Consider the following 18,745-nt stretch of genomic DNA (forward strand, 5'->3'; position numbering starts at 1 on the left):
GCGTAGCATTGAACAAGTGTTCAAGAAAAGTATTGAACACTCGTTCAACGTGCATTACTGTCCTCCGTATGACTTACGCCACAGCAGTACAGGACGTCACCAAGAACCCGGAAACCAGCACCGCCTCCTCGCTGTTCATCAACGGCAGGTGGGAACCGGCAGCCTCCGGCGCCGTCCGTGAAATCCGCAACCCGGCCGACGGCGAGCTGGTCGCCACCGTCTCGGAGGCCGGCCGCGAGGACGCCGAACGCGCCATCGCCGCAGCCCGCACCGCCTTCGACTCCGGCGTCTGGTCGAATGTCCCGGCACCCGAGCGTGGAGCCTTCCTCCTGAAGGTCGCCGCCGGACTGCGCGAACGGCGCGAAAAGTTCGCCCGCGCCGAGTCCCTGGACACCGGCAAGCGGATGGTGGAAAGCCGCATCGACATGGACGACATCGCCGCCTGCTTCGAATACTTCGGCAGGCTGGCCGGGCAGCAGGCGGGCAGGATTGTCGACGCCGGGAACGCCGACGTCGTCAGCAGGATCGTCTACGAACCCGTCGGCGTCTGCGGCCTCATCACGCCGTGGAACTATCCCCTGCTCCAGGCGGCGTGGAAGATCGCCCCCGCTCTGGCCGCCGGCTGCACCTTCGTCCTCAAGCCCTCCGAGCTGACGCCGTCCACCAGCATCCTGGCCATGCAGCTGCTGCAGGACCTCGGCCTGCCGGACGGCGTGGCCAACCTCGTCACCGGGGCCGGCGCCCAGGCGGGCGCCCCTCTCTCGGAACATCCCGACGTCGACCTTGTCTCCTTCACCGGCGGCCTGGAGACCGGCAAGCGCATCGCCGCGGCCGCTGCCGCCACCGTCAAGAAGGTGGCACTGGAGCTCGGGGGCAAGAACCCCAACGTGGTGTTCGCGGACGCGGACTTCGACGCCGCCGTGGACAACGCCCTGAACGGCGCGTTCGTCCATTCCGGCCAGGTCTGCTCCGCCGGCGCCCGGCTGGTTGTGGAGGAATCCATCGCCGACCGCTTCGTGGATGAACTGGTCCGCCGGGCGAAGGAGATCCGGATCGGCGGCCCCTTCGACGACGACGCCGAGACCGGCCCCCTGATCTCCGCCGCCCACCGGGACAAGGTGGACGCCTACGTCCAGCGCGGCATCAAGGAGGGCGCACGGCTGCGCACCGGCGGCGCGGCTCCGGAAGGCGAAAAGTACGACGCCGGGTTCTACTACCAGCCCACCATCCTGGACCAGGTGCAGCGCGGCATGTCCGTGGTCACCGACGAGGCGTTCGGCCCGGTGGTCACGGTAGAGACGTTCCGCACCGAGGACGAGGCCGTCGCCACCGCGAACGACACCATCTACGGGCTGGCCGGCGCCGTCTGGACCCAGGACGCCGGGAAGGCCCAGCGCGTTGCGGGCAGGCTGCGGCACGGCACCATCTGGATCAACGACTACCACCCCTACCTCCCCCAGGCCGAGTGGGGCGGCTTCGGCCAGTCCGGCGTCGGCCGCGAGCTGGGCCCCACGGGCCTGGCCGAGTACCAGGAAGCCAAGCACATCTACCAGAACACCAGCCCGCAGGTCACCGGCTGGTTTGCTGACCACGGCAAGGAGAACTAGATGCACTACGACAACATCGACGACGCCACGCAACGGGCATTCGACTACGTCGTCATCGGCGGCGGGTCCGCGGGGGCGGCGGTGGCCGCACGGCTGAGCGAGGACCCGGACGTGACCGTGGCCCTCGTGGAGGCGGGACCGGATGACCGCAATATCCCCGAGATCCTGCAGTTGGACCGCTGGATGGAGCTGCTGGAATCCGGGTACGACTGGGACTACCCGATCGAGCCTCAGGAGAACGGCAACTCGTTTATGCGCCACGCCCGCGCCAAGGTGATGGGCGGCTGCTCCAGCCACAACTCCTGCATCGCTTTCTGGGCCCCGCGCGAGGACCTGGACGAATGGGAGGCCAAGTACGGCGCCACGGGCTGGAACGCCGCCAACGCCTGGCCGCTGTACCAGCGGCTGGAAACCAATGAGGACGCCGGCCCGGACGCACCCCACCACGGCGACTCCGGCCCCGTGCACCTGATGAACGTGCCCCCGGCGGATCCTGCCGGCGTCGCGCTCTTGGACGCGTGCGAGCAGTCGGGCATCCCGCGCGCCAAGTTCAACAGCGGCACCACGGTGGTCAACGGCGCCAACTTCTTCCAGATCAACCGCCGCGCTGACGGCACCCGCTCGTCCAGCTCCGTCTCCTACATCCATCCCATCGTGGACCGCCCCAACTTCACCCTGCTGACCGGACTCCGCGCCCGCCAGCTGGTGTTCGACGCGGACAAGCGCTGCACCGGCGTGGACGTGGTTGACGGCGCGTTCGGCCGGACCCACCGGCTCACCGCCCACCGGGAAGTCATCGTGTCAACCGGCGCGATCGACTCCCCCAAGCTGCTGATGCTCTCCGGCATCGGCCCGGCGGCGCACCTGGCCCAGCACGGCATCGAGGTCCTGGTGGACTCCCCCGGCGTGGGCGAGAACCTGCAGGACCACCCGGAGGGCGTGGTGCAGTTCGAGGCCAAGCAGCCCATGGTGCAGACCTCCACCCAGTGGTGGGAGATCGGCATCTTCACGCCCACCGAGGACGGCCTGGACCGCCCGGACCTGATGATGCACTACGGCTCTGTCCCGTTCGACATGAACACGCTTCGGCACGGCTACCCCACCACGGAGAACGGCTTCAGCCTCACCCCCAACGTCACGCACGCCCGCTCCCGCGGCACCGTCCGGCTGCGCAGCCGCGACTTCCGCGACAAGCCCATGGTGGATCCCCGCTACTTCACGGACCCGGAAGGCCATGACATGCGCGTGATGGTGGCCGGCATCCGCAAGGCCCGCGAAATCGCCGCCCAGCCCGCCATGGCGGAATGGACCGGACGCGAGCTGTCCCCCGGCATCGAAGCACAGACCGACGAGGAGCTCCAGGACTACATCCGCAAGACCCACAACACCGTGTACCACCCCGTGGGCACGGTCCGCATGGGCGCGGCCGACGACGACATGTCGCCACTGGACCCCGAGCTGCGGGTCAAGGGCGTCACCGGCCTCCGGGTCGCCGATGCGTCCGTCATGCCCGAACACGTCACCGTCAATCCCAACATCACCGTCATGATGATCGGCGAGCGCTGCGCCGACCTCATCAAGGCGGATTACGCCGGCGCCGACGCCCTGAAAGAGAAGGAGCTCACCACGTCCCTCGCCTGAGCGGCGGGTCATCCGGGAGCCGCGTTCCCAACAGCGCCGGCCCCCGCAGAACGTTTATCTCGCCGCACCCCAGGGCGGCCGTTCCCATCGTGCTTTTCTGAACTAGGAGTCCATATTGGAACCCAGCAAGAGTATTGATTCAAGCGGCATGGACGAATTCGGCTACACCCAAACCCTCGACCGAAGCATTGGCAAGTTCGCCAGCTTCGCAGCGGGTGTCAGCTACATCTCCATCCTCACCGGTGTTTTCCAACTGTTCTACTTTGGCTTTTCCATGGCCGGCCCGGCGTACGCCTGGTCCTGGCCCATCGTGTTCGTCGGCCAGCTGATGGTGGCCCTGTGTTTCGCCGAACTGGCTGGCCGCTACCCCGTTGCGGGCTCGGTCTACAACTGGGCCAAGCGGCTGTCCTCCGGAACCTCATCCTGGCTTGCCGGCTGGCTGCTGCTGCTGTCCTCCATCATGGCGCTTGGTTCGGTGGCCCTGGCCCTGCAGATCACCCTCCCCCAGCTCTGGGAGGGCTTCCAGTTCGTCGGTGACGGCACCGGGCCGTACGACTTCGCCATGAACGGCGTGGTGCTGGCCACCATCATGATCACCATCTCCACCCTCATCAACGCGTTCGGCGTGAAGCTGATGACCCGGATCAACAGCATCGGCGTGTTCGTGGAGCTCATCGCGGCCGTGCTGCTGATCCTGGCACTGGCCTGGCACGTGGTCCGCGGCCCGGAGGTCTTTTTCCAGACCAACGGCTTCGGCGAAGGAAATGATTTGGGCTTCTTCGGCGTCTTCCTGATCGGCGCCATGGCCTCCGGTTACGTCATGTACGGCTTCGACACCGCCAGCTCCCTGGGCGAGGAAACCAAGGATCCCAAGAAGACCGCACCCAAGGCCATCCTGCGGGCTGTGACTGCTTCGTTCCTGCTGGGCGGGGGAATCCTGCTGTTCGGCATTCTGGCCGCACCGGACCTCACGGACCCGCAGATCGGCTCCCCCGACGGCGGCCTGCAGCACATCGTGCTCTCCGTCCTGGGCGGACCGTTCGGCAAGGCCTTCCTGGCCTGCATCGTGGTGGCCGTGGTGGTGTGCACCCTGGCCGTCCACGCTGCCGCTATCCGCATGATGTTCGCCATGGCCCGGGACAACAACCTGCCGTTCAGCCGGCAGCTGAGCAAGGTGGATCCGGTCCGCCGGACCCCCACCGTGGCCGCGATCGTCATCGGCATCCTGGCCGTTATCCCGCTGCTGGTCAACGTGATGCAGCCGGCCATCTTCACCATCCTGTCCAGCATCAGCATCGTGCTGATCTACCTGTCCTACCTCCTGGTCACGGTCCCCCTGCTGCGCAAGCGGCTCGCCAGGAAGTGGCCCATCCTCGATGACGGTTCCGAACCCGGGTTCTGCATGGGCAAGTGGGGGCTGCCGGTGAACATCGTCGCCGTCCTGTGGGGCGCCGCCATGACCATCAACCTGGTGTGGCCCCGCCCTGAGATCTACAACTCGGTGCCGCCGTTCGAGTGGTACCTGCAGTGGGGCGGCGTGATGTTCGTGGCCGCGGTGGTGATCGGCGGTGCCCTGCTCTACCGGCTGAAGATCCGGCACCAGACCGGCGTGCTGGCCGAGCACGCCGCGGCCGTGGCCGCCCACCCGGCGTCCAACGACCCCCGGTACCACGCCGCGGAGGACGCGGTGCCGGCCAACGCGGTCATGGCAACCGAAAGCTAGCAACACCACAGCAGAAGGGGTCGACGACGGCACTCACTCGAGTGCCGTCGTCGACCCCTTTTGCGTCCCCGGCGCCTGCCCGTGGTGAGGGCCCCGCGTCACACAACGGAACGGCCATCCGCTCCGGGGCGCCCACGCCCTACCCTTGACAGGTGACATTGTCTAAACTTCGCACCGCGTCCGCGGGCTCCCTGGCCGCCGCCGGCCTCCTGCTTACCCTCGCCGCCTGTTCCACGCCGGCCTCCACCCAGCCCAGCTCCTCGTCCCCTGCCACTTCCGCAGCGGCTTCGTCGAGCGCCAGCGCCGCTTCAACCTCCGCCGCCCCCTGCGCCGGCGTGAAGGTCATCGTCGATTCGGGCGCGCTTAAGCAGCCCGCCGCCAACACCTCCAGCTGCGTGTCCGTGGACGGACCCACCGTGGCATCGGACGTGCTGAGCAAAGCCAACGTGAAGACCGAGGGCACCGCCAAGTACCCCACGAGCTTCGCGTGCCGCGTCAACGGCGTGCCCGCTGCGGACTTCGACATCAAGCACAAGGGCGGCACCACCCGCGAAGCGTGCGATGACAAAAACACCGTCTCTTATTGGGCCCTCTGGGTGAAGCCCGCCGCCGGCACGTGGGCCTACGCGCAGGAGGGCCTGGACAGCCTGAAGCTCAACCCCGGCGAGAGCCTTGAACTGCTCTACACCGTGGACAACGAACCGGCAGCTCCCGCGTCATGACCTTCCGGCCCGCGCCGTTGCGCGCAGCCGCGGTTCTCGCTGCTGTGTTCATCGCGGCGCGGGTCGCCTACCGGGTCCTCTTCAATGGGGCGGCCACCGGTGCCCCGGTCCTGCTGGACCTGCCGCCGCTGCGGCTTCCCGCCCCGTACGCCCATGTGGTGTTCCTGGGCCCCATCACCGCCCCGGGGCTCTGGGCGGCCGTGCTGTCAGCGCTCCCGATCGCCGCGACGATCCTCGGCTTCGGCCTGCTCAATGCCTGGGTGGATGTGTCCCGCGGCTTTGTCCGCCTGGCCCGGGGCGGTCCCCTGCAGGGGGTGGCCCGAATGCTGGTGGTGGCCTGGGCGGCGCTCCCCGCGCTGGCCGACGCCGTGGCCTCCATGCGCCTGGCCTTCCGGCTCCGCGGCGAACGCTTCGGCCCCCGCGCCCTGGTTCCCATCCTCGAACGCACCCTGGAACACGCCGGCCGCATTGCCGCGGCCCTGGAGCTGCGCGGCTTCGGCAGCCGGGCATCCCGCCAAGGACACCACGACGACGGCGGCCCGCTTCAGGTGCGCGACGCACAGTTCCGCATCGCTGACACGCGCATCCAGGTTGATTCGTTTGCACCGCCGGCCGGGTCCGTCGCGGTGATCACCGGGCCCACGGGCTCCGGCAAGTCCACCATCCTGCGCGGCCTGGCTGGACTCCTTTCCCACGTGGACGGCGGGGAACTGTCCGGCACCGTGCTGGTTGCCGGGGTTGACCGCGCCGCCGCTCCCCCGCGCGATACGGCGCGCCTGGTGGGCGTCGTGCTGCAGAACCCGCGGGCAGCGTTCGCCACCACCCGGGTGCGGGACGACATCGCCCTGGCCCTTGAACTCCGCGCCGTGCCCTCTGCCGACGCGAAGGCCCGGGTGCGGGAGGTGGCTGATCGCGTGGGGGTCTCCGCGTTGCTGGACCGGGACGTCAGCACCCTCTCGGCAGGTGAGGCCACGCTCGTGGCCATTGCCGCCGCCGTCGTGGACCATCCCAAGCTTCTCCTGGTGGACGAGCCCCTGGCCGACCTTGATGCCGCACACCGCCGCCGCGTCGTCGCTGTCCTGGACACCCTGGCCCGCGAGGACGGCGTGTGCGTCCTCGTCGCCGAGCACCGGGCCGCGGCGCTGGTTCCCGTGGCTGGTTCCTGGTGGACTATCGACGGCGGCGCGCTGGTGCCGGGCGCCCCTCCCTCCCCCGCAACTCCCGCCAAGGCCCGGCCAGCGGCTGTTCCGGATCACGGTCGCGCCCCTGTGCTGACGGCAACCCACCTTGAGGTGCGTCGGAAGGGCGGACCGCTGGTCCGCGACGCCTCCCTGGCCCTGCACCACGGCGAGATCGTGGCGCTGGTGGGACCGAACGGGGCCGGGAAGTCGTCCCTGCTGGTGGCGCTGGCCCTGGGTGAAGGTACCGGCGCAACGTCCGACGGCGGCCGGGTCGCCCTGGTGCCGGACGCGTCGGACGACCTCTTCACCAGGGACACGGTAACGGGCGAGCTGCGGTCGGCGGAGCGGCGGCAGGCGCGGCGGAACAAGGGCACAGCGGTTACTGCCGGCACCGCGGCGTCACGGCTGTCCCGGCTGCGGGGAGGCAGCAGCATTCCCGTCGGGAACGGGCATCCGCGGGACCTCTCCGCCGGCGAACGCAGAATCCTGGCCATCACCCTGCAGACGATGGATGACCCGGATGTACTGCTCATCGACGAACCCACGCGCGGGCTCGATCCTGCCGCACGGACTGCGGTGGCCGCGGCCCTGCGCACCGCGGCAGAGGACGGCGAAGCGGTCCTGATCGCCACGCACGACCTCGACTTCGCCCACAGCCTGGGCGCCCGGATCCTCCCGATGCGCGATGGCGTTGCGCCGTCCCTGGAACCAGCGCCTGCCCCGGAACCGTATGTCCCGGCGCCCCGCGTCCAAACATCCGGGCCCGCTCTTGCCGGAGCACAGGCGGGGGTGTCCACCGCTGAACAGGCAGACGACCCGCGTGCCTGGAAGCCCCACCGGGTACGGATGCCGCGCGGCGCCGAGCTTGCTGTCCTCGCCGTTGCCAACCTGGCTGCTCTGGCGGCGTTCTGCTGGCCGTTGCTTGCCGCGGCGCTCCCCCAGGACGCTGCCGCCGCAACCCCGTACATTGCCCTGGCCATGGCACCCGTGGCCGCGGTCGCCGTCGTGCTTTCCCTGGACGGGTCCGTCCGCTCGGCACATACGGTTGCATTGCTCGGCGTGCTGGCTGCGGTCGGTTCCGCCGTTCGGGTGGCGAGCACCGGCGTCGGCGGCGTGGAGGCGGTGTTCATCCTGTTGATCCTGGCCGGCCGTGCGTTCGGTGCGCGGTTCGGGCTGCTGCTCGGTGCCGCCACGATTGCCGTTTCCAGCGCGCTATGGGGCGGCATCGGCCCGTGGACGCCGTTTCAGATTTTCGCCTGTGCCTGGGTGGGCGCCGGGGCCGGTCTGCTCCCCAAGCGGGTTCGCGGCCGGGCCGAGCTGCGGATGCTCGCGGCGTACGGAGTGGTGGCGTCCTACGTGTTTGGGCTGCTGCTGAACCTGTGGTTCTGGCCCTTTGCGGTGGGCGGCGGCACTGGGATTTCCTACGTTCCGGGCGCGCCGCTGGCCACCAACCTCAGCAGCTTCCTGCTGTACTCGCTGCTGACGTCGACGGCGGGCTGGGATACCCTGCGCGCCGTCACCACCGTCATCGGCGTCGCGGTGGTGGGCCGGGCCGTGCTCGCCTCGCTGCGGCGGGTGAAGCCGGTGTCCGGAGCTACGCCCACTACCAGCGGACGGTCCCGGCACGCCGGGCAGGGCGAATCGGTGCCCAGGGAATCGGCCGACGCCCACCGGTGCTGACGGGTTGCCTTCCGGTACTGAATTTGTGACACTGATGTCCTCTGTTCCCCAGTGTGAGGCAATGTTTTGACGGGCATTTCAGGTTTCGCGACGCAGTCCGCGCGCTGACACTTCCTTGATGCCCTAAGGGCCGGTGGATCTCAGCGCTTTTACCGCTGAAACCACCCGGAGCCCAATGCCAATCCATGGCTTCCTTTGCCCTGCACTGATTTCCCGCCACCCTGCACAGCCTGGTGCTTATCCCCGCGCGCCCTGGCCGGCTTCCGTGGCAGCCCGTCCCCCGTAGGACTTCCCGCGCGTTCCACACCTGACCTTTTTGGCGAACCGCGGCCCGGCCGCCCGGCATCTTCTATTGGGAGCACCATGCCTACATCACATACTCCATCCGTCGTCCTCACGGACGTCCATTTCCAGTGGCCGGACGGCTCACCGGCGCTGTCCGGGATCTCCGGCAGTTTCGGGCCGGGAAAAACCGGGCTGGTGGGAACCAACGGTTCCGGAAAATCCACCCTGCTGCGCCTGACAGCAGGGACGTTCACGCCCACCGCCGGCACTATCTCCACGGGAGGCGACGTTGGCTACCTGCCCCAAACGCTGACGCTGCGCCGCGATGCCACGGTGATGGAGCTGCTGGGAATCAAGGACAAGGTCACCGCCCTGCGCGCCATCGAATCCGGAGATGCCGCAGTGGAGCACTTCGACGTCCTCGGTGACGACTGGGACATTGAAGCCCGCGCTGCTGAAGCGCTGCAGGATATCGGGCTCTCCGGGGCCGGGCTTGACCGGAGCGTGGGTGAGTTGTCCGGCGGGGAGGCGATGCTGGCCGCCATCAGCGGACTGCGGATCCGGCGGACACCCATCACGCTGCTGGATGAACCCACCAACAACCTGGACCGGGATGCCCGTTCGACACTGGGCCGGATGCTGGGTGACTGGCCGGGAAGCCTGCTGGTGGTCAGCCATGACCTTGCACTGCTGGAGCTTATGGACGAAACGGCAGAGCTGTATGAGGGAGGGCTCACGGTGTTCGGCGGCCCCTACAGCGAGTGGCGGGATTACTTGGATGAACAGCAGGCCGCTGCGGTGCAGGCCACCCGCTCGGCCGAACAGCAAGTGCAGAAGGAAAAGCGCCAGAAGCAGGAGGCGGAGACGAAGCTGGCCAGCCGGGCCAGGACAGGCCGGAAGAGCTACGAGAACAAGAAGGGGTCCAAGATCCTGATGAACCAACGGGCCTCCGATGCCCAGGTGGCGGCAGGAAAAATGCGCTCCGGGATGGATTCCAAGGTGCAGGCGGCCAAGGATGCCCTGGACGCCGCCGCTTCGCGGGTCCGGGAGGAGGAACGGATATCGGTGGATCTTCCCGACCCGCAGGTCCCGCGCGGCCGGCGGATCGCGGAACTGTGGGGCACCAACCGTTCCTACGTGGTGCAGGGCCCCGAACGGGTGGCGATCATTGGCCCGAACGGAGCCGGTAAGACCACGCTCCTTGAGAGGCTGGCGGGTTGCCTTCCGTGCGCCGACGGTGAAGCCGGCGGCAGCCTGCTGACGGACCGGGCCGGGTACCTGCGCCAACGGCTCGATGGGCTCAGGGAAGAGGCCACCACGCTCGAAAACGTCCAGGACGCCGCTCCGGAGGTGCCTCCCGGTGATATCCGGAACCGGCTGGCACGGTTCCTCCTGCGCGGGGACAGCGTGAACCGGCCGGTGCGGACGCTCTCCGGCGGTGAACGGTTCCGGGTTTCCTTGGCCACGCTGCTGTTCGCGGACCCGCCGGCACAGGTGCTGATCCTGGACGAGCCCACCAACAACCTGGATATCAGCAGTGTGGACCAGTTGGTGGAGTCACTCGCTGCGTACCGGGGTGCCGTGATTGTGGTCAGCCACGACGACGCGTTCCTGGGCCGCTTGGACCTGGACCTCATCCTCAGCCTGGACCGCGACGGTTCATTGACCCAGCTGGCCTCCCTGCCGGGCATCTCCCTGCCGGACACGGAATGACAGGGAGGCGGACCCGGGAGTGACAGTCGTGCCGATCCGGGCCCGGCCCACCTCACACCTTGAAGTACTTCGCCTCCGGGTGGTGGAACACGAACGCGTCGGTGGACTGCTCGGGGTGCAGCATCAGCTCGTCGCTCAGGATGACGCCCATGCGTTCGGGCTTCAGCAGCTCGGTGACCTTGCGGCGGTCCTCCATGTCAGGGCAGGCGGGGTAGCCCAGGGAGAACCGGGCACCGCGGTAGTCCAGCTTGAAGTACCCGGCCGTGTCATTGGGCTCCTCGGCCCCGAAGCCGAGCTCCTTGCGGATGCGGGCGTGCCAGAACTCGGCAAGTGCCTCGGTGAGCTGCATGACCAGGCCGTTGAGCTCGTAGTAGTCGCGGTACTGGTTGGCCGCGAACATTTTGGAGGTGAACTCCTCGATCTTGGACCCCGCGGTGACCAGCTGCACCGGCAGCACGTCGATCTGGCCAGACTCCCGTGACTTCACAAAGTCCGCAAGGCACAGGTGCCGGTCACGGCGCTGGCGCGGGAAGTCGAACCGCAGGCGATCAGTGCCGATCGGGCCGCCTGAACCACCATCCGGGGCGAGGAGACCCGCCTGGCCCAGGACGCCGTCGGGATCCTCGCCGTGGTGCAGGACTACCACCTGCTCACCTTCGGAGACCACGGGGAAGTAGCCGTACGCGACGGAGGCGTCCAGCATGCCCTCGCCCAGGATGCGGTCCAGCCAGTAGCGCAGGCGCGGCCGGCCCTCGCGTTCCACGAGTTCCTCGTAGGAGGCGCCGTCCTCGCCGCGGCCGGGCTTGAGGCCCCACTGGCCCATGAAGGTGGCGCGCTCGTCCAGGAATGCGGAGTAGTCGTGGAGCGAGACGCCGCGGACGATGCGGGTACCCCAGAACGGCGGCACGGGAACGGGGTTGTCGGTGGCGACGTCGGACCGGCCGGGCATGGCTTCCGGTTCCGTGATCGTGAACTTCGCCCCGCCCTTGTGGATACGCTTCTTCAACGGCGGCAGGCCGACGTCGTCCGGCGATTCACCGCGGGCAACGCGCACCAGCGGCTCCATGAGGGACAGGCCCTCGAAGGCGTCCTTGGCGTAGCGGACCACGCCGTCGAACTGCTCCGCCAGGTCCTGCTCCACGTAGGCGCGGGTGAGGGCCGCGCCGCCCAGAATGACCGGCCACTTCTTGGCCAGCCCGCGGGACTGCAGCTCCGCGAGGTTTTCCTTCATCACAACGGTCGACTTCACTAACAGGCCGGACATGCCGATGACGTCGGCGTTGTGTTCCTCCGCGGCGGCGATGATCTCGGCGATGCCCTGCTTGATGCCGATGTTGATGACCTTGTAGCCGTTGTTGGTGAGGATGATGTCCACCAAATTCTTGCCGATGTCGTGCACGTCGCCGCGCACCGTGGCGATCACCATGGTGCCCTTGCCGGACGAGTCCGACTTCTCCATGTGCGGCTCCAGGAGGGCCACGGCGTTCTTCATCACCTCGGCGGACTGCAGCACGAACGGCAGCTGCATTTCACCGGCGCCGAAGCGTTCGCCCACCACCTTCATGCCTTCGAGCAGGTGGTCGTTGATGATGCCCAGCGGGGTCATGCCCTCGCTGCGGGCCAGGTCCAGGTCTGCTTCGAGGCCTTTGCCTTCGCCGTCGATGATGCGCCGTTCCAGCCGAGCGCCGGTGGGCAGCGCGGCGAGTTCGGCGGCGCGCTGGTCCTTGAGTGCTGCGGTGTCGACGCCGGCGAACATGTCCAGCATGCTGGCGAGGGGGTCGTAGGTGGTGTTGCCGTCGTCGTCGTATTCGCGGCGGTCCCACACCAGGTCCAGGGCCACCTTGCGCTGCTCATCGGGCAGCGATGCGAGCGGCACGATCTTGGCGGCGTCGATGATGCCGCTGGTCAGGCCCGCCTGCACTGCCTCGTGGAGGAACACGGAGTTCAGGACGACGCGTGCGGCGGGGTTCAGGCCGAAGGAGACGTTGGAGACGCCGAGGGTGGTGTTGATGCCCGGGTACTTGGTGGTGATCTGGCGGATAGCCTCGATGGTTTCGATGCCGTCGCGGCGGGTTTCCTCCTGGCCGGTGGCGACGGGGAAGGTGAGGCAGTCGACGATGATGTCCTCGACGCGCATGCCCCATTCACCCACCAGGGAGTCGACCAGGCGGGAGGCGATGGCCACCTTGCCCTCGGTGGTGCGGGCCTGGCCCTCTTCGTTGATGGTCAGGGCGATGACGGCGGTGCCGTGTTCCTTGACCAGGGGCATGATGCGGGCGAAGCGGCTGTTGGGGCCGTCGCCGTCCTCGTAGTTGACGGAGTTGACCACGGGGCGGCCGCCGATGAGTTCCAGGCCGGCCTTCAGGACGGGAGGTTCGGTGGAGTCGATGACCAGCGGAAGGGTGGAGGCCGACGCGAAACGGGAGACGATCTCCTTGACGTCCGCCACGCCGTCGCGGCCCACGTAGTCCACGCAGACGTCCAGCAGGTGCGCGCCCACGCGGATCTGTTCGCGGGCGATGTCCACGCAGTCGTCCCACCGCTCTTCGAGCATGGCCTGGCGGAAGGCCTTGGAGCCGTTGGCGTTGGTGCGCTCACCGATGGCCAGGTAGGCGGACTCCTGGTCGAAGTTCACGTGCTGGTAGAGGGAGGCGACGCCGGCTTCGCGTTCCTCGGGGATTCTTGCCGGTGCGTTGGCTTCCTTGTTGTCCACTGCTTTGGCGCGGAAGGGCGCCAGACGTTCGACGACGGCGGCCATGTGTTCCGGCGTCGTACCGCAGCAGCCGCCCACCAGGCCCAGGCCGAACTCGCGCACAAACTGTTCGTGCGCGGTGGCGAGTTCGGTGGGGGTGAGCGGGTAGTGCGCGCCGTTGGCGCCGAGGATGGGCAGGCCGGCGTTGGGCATGCAGGCGATGGCGACGGAGGATTGCTTGGCGAGGTGGCGGAGGTGCTCGCTCATCTCGTCCGGGCCGGTGGCGCAGTTCAGGCCGATGGCGTCGACGCCGAGCGGTTCCAAGGCAGTGAGGGCGGCGCCGATTTCCGAGCCCATGAGCATGGTTCCGGTGGTTTCCACCGTCACCTCCACGAAGATGGGGAGGCGGATGCCCTTGGAGACGATGGCCTGTTTGCAGCCGTTGACTGCGGCCTTGGTCTGCAGGAGGTCCTGGCTGGTTTCGATGAGGAAGGCGTCAGCGCCGCCGTCGATCAGGCCCTCGGCCTGGAGGGCGAAGGTCTGCTTGAGGTAGTCGTAGCTGGTGTGGCCGAGGCTGGGGAGCTTGGTGCCGGGGCCCATGGAGCCGAGGACCCAGCGCATGCGGCCGTCTGTTCCCTCCGCGGCCTCGGCGCGTTCGCGGGCGATCTTCGCGCCCTTCTGTGCGAGCTCCTCGATGCGGTCGTCGATGCCGTAGTCGGAGAGGTTGGACCAGTTGGCGCCGAAGGTGTTGGTCTCCACGGCGTCGATGCCGGTGGCGAAGTAAGCGTCGTGTATGTCGGCGATGACGTCCGGGCGCGTGTCGTTGAGGATCTCGTTGCAGCCCTCGAGGTTCTGGAAGTCCGTGTCCAGCTGCAGGTCGCGGCCCTGGAGCATGGTGCCCATGGCGCCGTCGGCGATGACCACCCGGTGGTTCACGGCGTCCAGGAGCTCCTGCGAACGGGCGGGGCGGGGGACGGACTCGATGTCCAGTGCGAAACGAGGCATTTAAACAGGTTACGGGCGGGGGCGCCTGAGTTGCGCTGTATGTCTGGATGCTACGGCGGCGAGTGCGCCCCAACGCTGAACCCCGTCCAGTTCGCGGGACTCCGCCCCCTTACAATCTAAGAATTGTCGGAATATCTGGGGGCACATGTGGAGATCTATAAAGTCGAAGACGTTTTCAAGCGATCAGGCGTTCCAACGCTTACGTATGTAAAACCGAAGGAGTACACACGACTCCTCGTCGCCCTGCGATCACCGGGCAAGGGCGTGGTTGTGGAAGGACCGTCCAAAATAGGCAAGACGAGTTCGGTGATGAAAGTTCTGTCGGAAATTGATAGCACGCTTCCCGGAAGCGTCACTACGCTCACGGCCCGAGACCCGAGCCACAGAGATTTCATCGCGGACATCCCCTCACAGACGGATCTCGGGATTGTAATCATTGACGATTTTCACCGCTTAGACGCGAAGGTGAGGGAGTCCATTTCGGACTTCATGAAAATTCTTGCTGACGAGGAACGCACCGATGCAAAGATCGTGATCGTCGGCATCAACAAGGTCGGAGAGTCGCTTCTTGCGATTGCGCCCGACCTCGCTGGTCGCATCGAAGTTGTGAAGCTAGGCGTCAATCCTCCGGATAAAGTCCGAAAACTTATCGATCAGGGATGTGATGCTCTCAACATAGACTTCACCGCCCGTGAATCTATAGTTGATGCAAGTGCTGGAAGTTTCAATATCGCACAAATGATATGCTTTGAGGCTTGCATAAGTAATGAAGTCACTATCACTGTCAGCGATCCGAAAAGTGTTACCACGACTTTCACGTCAATTCGCGAAACGGTTATCGATCAGCTCGCCACAACTTTCCACAAGAAAGCAGAAATATTTGCAACCGGCAAACGACGCAGCCGGGCTGGGCGCGCTCCGTATTTGCAAATCCTACGCTGGTTGTCCATGAGCGACGAATGGACGATTGACCTTGATAGAGAGATTTCTAAGAATCCCGAGCTTCGCGGTAGCGTGGGGCAGGTTATAAAGGGTGGACATTTAGAAGATCACCTAATCAAAAACCACGACCAACTTGGCGACCTCGTCCATTACGACCCCGAAACTCGCATACTTGCCGTCGAAGATCCGCAATTCTTCTTCTTTATACGGCATCTACAGTGGAATAAGTTTTCTGAACGACTAGGTTACTTTGACGTCACGTTTTCAACTTCCCATGACTTTGCCCTTTCCTTTGCCGGAGCTGACCGCGACGTCGCTGAGAAGGTAGCGCGAGCGTTGCAAGAAGAAGAATTTAGCGTCTTTTATGACTTTGATGAACAAGCTCAAATTCTCGGCATTGATGTAGAAAGCTACCTTGCCCCCATTTACCAGAGCGAGGCGTCGTTCGTCGTACCCATTATGGGTAAGGATTATCCGGACAGGCTGTGGACTCGTTTCGAAAGTAAGCAGTTCGAGAATCGCTTCGGAGACAATGCGGTGATACCTGTGTGGTTCGAGCCCGTCGCGGCTGGAGTTTTTGAGGCCTCGCGGAAATACGGGGGCTTCACGATCGATCGCAGTAAGCCCATAGATTTGCAGATCGATAGGCTTACTAAGTCGTTGTCAGAGCGACTCAAGGACTTCCGATTGAGCCATAAGCTGCCAGCGCCGGAACTTGATGCCATGGTCACCTCGGAGTAGCTCTCCTAGTATTCTGCAATGGAGGCTGACGAGCCAGAGAGCACTTGCTTTATGGCGTCGTCTAACTCGTCAGCCTCCACCAGACATTTCTTTTGCAGATGTCGCCTCATTCATGAAATCAGGATGCGAGAGTTTATTCACCATCGTCCGATTACGCCAACGTTACTGCTTAGCTTTTGAGGACTCTAAAATCTTGTAAGTTCCTGTCACCGATCATTCGCGACCTCTGGTTCCTTGCGAATCTGCTCACCTTCCCGTTGATGCAAATTCCATGATAGGTTCCGTGGTCAGCAGCACAGTTGAGTTAAATATATGAGGAGCCAACTGAACTTATTGCAGAGGTTCACTAGGGGACTCCGGCGGTGGCCTCTCACTACGTTGGGTACAGCTGTACGGCGCATACGATCTAATCTTTCCGAACAGCAGCCGCCCGCGCCCAAACGGGGCACAGGAGACGCGGAAGGGTCGGCAGACTCTGTCAATCTGCAGCAACTCGAGCACTTGCTCTGCCGAGATAGCACGGGCTGCAGCACGTTTGCCGCTTCCGAGATGCGCCCCTCACAACGCTAATCGAATTTCCCGACGCGAAGTACTACGAGGACGCTATTCTCAAGGTGTCCACCCCAACGCCGCCCCCAGCTTTACAGCGATATCAGTGAGAATCTGCACATAGTCCTCGTGGTCGAAGCTGAAGGGCAGGGCGAAGGCCACTTCGTCCACCTCCTGGAAGCCTGCGTGCGCGTACAGCTGCTCGGCGATCTCCTCGCTGCTGCCGATCAGGTCCGCCGCGAACATCATGCCCCGCGGCCCCTGCGGAGCAGCAGTTCGCGGGGTGCGTTCGTCCACGTAGCGTTGGTACTTCTCCCGCTGGGCCGGCGACGCAGAGTCGGTCGGGATGACCACCAGCCCCTGCGAAACCCGCGCCTGAGCATGCCCCGCTGCAACAGCAGCCTCCCGAAAAGCCCGAATCTGCGACTGCTGGACCAAGGCAAAGTCCGGCTCCTGGTCCTTGTCCGGGAAGATCACGCTGCTGGACAGCAGGTTGAAGCCATGAGCACCCGCCCAAACCGCTGACTTCGTACTGCCGGCCCCGTACCAAAGCCGCTCCCGCAGCCCCGGCGAATGCGGCTCCACCCGGTTGGAGAACTCCTCCACCACACCCTGCTTGCCCGAGAATTCACGCACCGGCTCCCCGGCAACCAGCCGGGCAAACCGCTCCACCCGGGCATAGCTGAAGTCCTCCACGTCAGCGGTATCCGGATACAGCTCATGCTTCACGGTGTCGTACTGCATCGGCTCCCCCACGCTCACGCCAGGATTGATGCGCCCTCCGGCGAGCAGGTCCACGGTGGCCAGGTCCTCGGCCAGGCGCAGCGGGTTCTCCCAGCCCAGCGGCGTCACTGCAGTGCCCAGCTCAATGCGGGAGGTCCGCTGACTCGCGGCAGCCATCACCGCCACGGGAGAAGAGATCCCGAACTGCAGGTGCCGGTGGCGCAGCCAGGCACTGTCGAACCCCAGCCGCTCCCCCAGCTCAATGATCTGCAGGGTGGACTCGTGGCCCGCAGCGGGATTGGCGGGATCAAACAAGCCAATGGTGAGGAACCCCAGCTTGCGCAGGGGACGGTCGGGGTGCGGCATCGGCTTCCTTCAAAGCGGCGGACGGGGTTGGTTTCAGACTAGGCGGAAGCCCCTTGAATGAACCAGCAATCATTGACGCACATGACGGCATTGCGGTTAGGCTCGCCTCAAGCCAGCGACGGCGCCGGCACGGGAGGAAGATATGTCACTGCAGGAAATCGAGTTCACGTCCGCCAACGGCCGCGACACCATCCAGGCGTGGGTCTACGAACCCATCGGGCAGCCCAAGGCCATCGTGCAGCTGATCCACGGGCTCGGCGAACACTCCCGCCGCTACCTCCACCTCATCTCCACCCTGGTGGACGCGGGGTTCATCGTGGTGGCGGGCGACCACTCCGGGCACGGGCGCACGGCGATGCAGCAGGGCACCTGGGGCGACGCCGGCGAGGACGCCGCCAGCGTGGTGGTCGCCGACGAGGTCACCTTGCAGGCCAAGGCCCGGGAAGCACTCCCCCACCTTCCGTACGTGGTGTTCGGCCACAGCTGGGGCTCCATGATTGCCCGTGCCCTGGCCACCGACCCGAAGGCGCAGCTCTCCGGCCTGATCCTCTGCGGTATCGCCGCCCAGATGCGCGGCATCGAGAAAATGATCGACCGTCCCGAACTTGCCCGGCTTGCCACCGGCGAGCGCGGCGCCGAGCCCGCGCCGCAGGAACTGGTGGCCCAGTTGTTCGACGGCTTCCTGGGCCGCTTCGGCGACGGCGCCGGACCCACCGCCTGGGTGGCACTGGACGCCGACGTCGTGACCGACCACGGGCGGGACCCCTTCAACAACTTCGGCGCGCCGCTCAGCGCCCGCTTCCTGCAGGGTTTCGTGGACCTCTACGACCAGGTCACCTCCGACGAGTGGTACAAACAGCTCCCCGCGGAACTCCCCGTCCTGATCCTCGCCGGCGACCAGGACCCCGTCACCAACTACGGCGAAGGCGCCTACCACGTGGCCAACCGCCTGACCGATTCGGGCCACGCGAACGTCCGCACCCGAGTCTTCCCCGGCGTCCGGCACGAGGTGCACAACGAGCCCAGCACCCGCGCCGAGACGGAGCGCGAAACGGTCGAGTTCATCCAGCGGGTAGCCGGCAGCTGACGGTCCCCCAAGCACCTCCCGCGGAAGGTACGACGACGGGACTCACCATGCCGCCGTCGTCGTGCCTTCCAGCAGCAGCACCTCAAAT

General features: G+C 66.0%; 10 protein-coding genes. 8 read left to right on the top strand and 2 right to left on the bottom strand.

The features are described 5' to 3' along the window. The first annotated feature begins 68 nt into the window (after window positions 1–68). From JCQ34_RS18110 to JCQ34_RS18135, 6 genes are all read left to right on the top strand, one after another. A complete protein-coding gene (locus JCQ34_RS18110; RefSeq protein WP_286400061.1) occupies window positions 69–1,607 on the top strand; it encodes an aldehyde dehydrogenase family protein in 1,539 nt (512 codons plus the stop codon). Next, complete coding sequence (locus JCQ34_RS18115) at window positions 1,608–3,248, top strand: GMC family oxidoreductase (RefSeq protein WP_286400063.1); 1,641 nt, start codon at window positions 1,608–1,610, stop codon at window positions 3,246–3,248. 148 nt (window positions 3,249–3,396) lie between these two features. Continuing rightward, on the top strand, window positions 3,397–4,971 hold the full coding sequence (locus tag JCQ34_RS18120; protein WP_286404651.1) for an APC family permease: 1,575 nt from the start codon (window positions 3,397–3,399) through the stop codon (window positions 4,969–4,971). Window positions 4,972–5,129: 158 nt separating this feature from the next. After that, complete coding sequence (locus JCQ34_RS18125) at window positions 5,130–5,693, top strand: hypothetical protein (RefSeq protein ID WP_286404654.1); 564 nt, start codon at window positions 5,130–5,132, stop codon at window positions 5,691–5,693. Beyond that, window positions 5,690–8,554, top strand: coding sequence for an ATP-binding cassette domain-containing protein (locus JCQ34_RS18130; RefSeq protein WP_286400066.1), 2,865 nt, complete (start codon window positions 5,690–5,692; stop codon window positions 8,552–8,554). Before JCQ34_RS18125 ends, JCQ34_RS18130 begins: the two co-directional genes overlap by 4 nt. Before the next feature lie 363 nt (window positions 8,555–8,917). Beyond that, on the top strand, window positions 8,918–10,552 hold the full coding sequence (locus JCQ34_RS18135; RefSeq protein ID WP_286400069.1) for an ABC-F family ATP-binding cassette domain-containing protein: 1,635 nt from the start codon (window positions 8,918–8,920) through the stop codon (window positions 10,550–10,552). 52 nt (window positions 10,553–10,604) lie between these two features. Here the strand turns inward: JCQ34_RS18135 and metH are convergent, their stop codons facing one another. After that, window positions 10,605–14,249 (bottom strand): methionine synthase, encoded by a 3,645-nt coding sequence (gene metH, locus JCQ34_RS18140; protein ID WP_286400072.1) that lies wholly within the window; start codon window positions 14,247–14,249, stop codon window positions 10,605–10,607. Between the two features lie 147 nt (window positions 14,250–14,396). Between metH and JCQ34_RS18145 the strand changes: the two genes are divergently transcribed. Continuing rightward, window positions 14,397–15,932, top strand: coding sequence for a TIR domain-containing protein (locus JCQ34_RS18145; protein WP_286400075.1), 1,536 nt, complete (start codon window positions 14,397–14,399; stop codon window positions 15,930–15,932). 609 nt (window positions 15,933–16,541) lie between these two features. Here JCQ34_RS18145 and JCQ34_RS18150 read toward each other — a convergent pair. Continuing rightward, a complete protein-coding gene (locus JCQ34_RS18150) occupies window positions 16,542–17,570 on the bottom strand; it encodes an LLM class flavin-dependent oxidoreductase (RefSeq protein WP_286400115.1) in 1,029 nt (342 codons plus the stop codon). A gap of 142 nt (window positions 17,571–17,712) precedes the next feature. Here JCQ34_RS18150 and JCQ34_RS18155 point away from each other — a divergent pair, with 142 nt between their 5' ends. Then, entirely contained in the window at window positions 17,713–18,657 is a 945-nt protein-coding gene (locus tag JCQ34_RS18155; RefSeq protein ID WP_286400118.1) for an alpha/beta fold hydrolase, read from the top strand. The last annotated feature ends 88 nt before the right edge of the window (window positions 18,658–18,745 follow it).

This window comes from Pseudarthrobacter defluvii (assembly GCF_030323865.1).
Classification (GTDB): domain Bacteria; phylum Actinomycetota; class Actinomycetes; order Actinomycetales; family Micrococcaceae; genus Arthrobacter; species Arthrobacter sedimenti.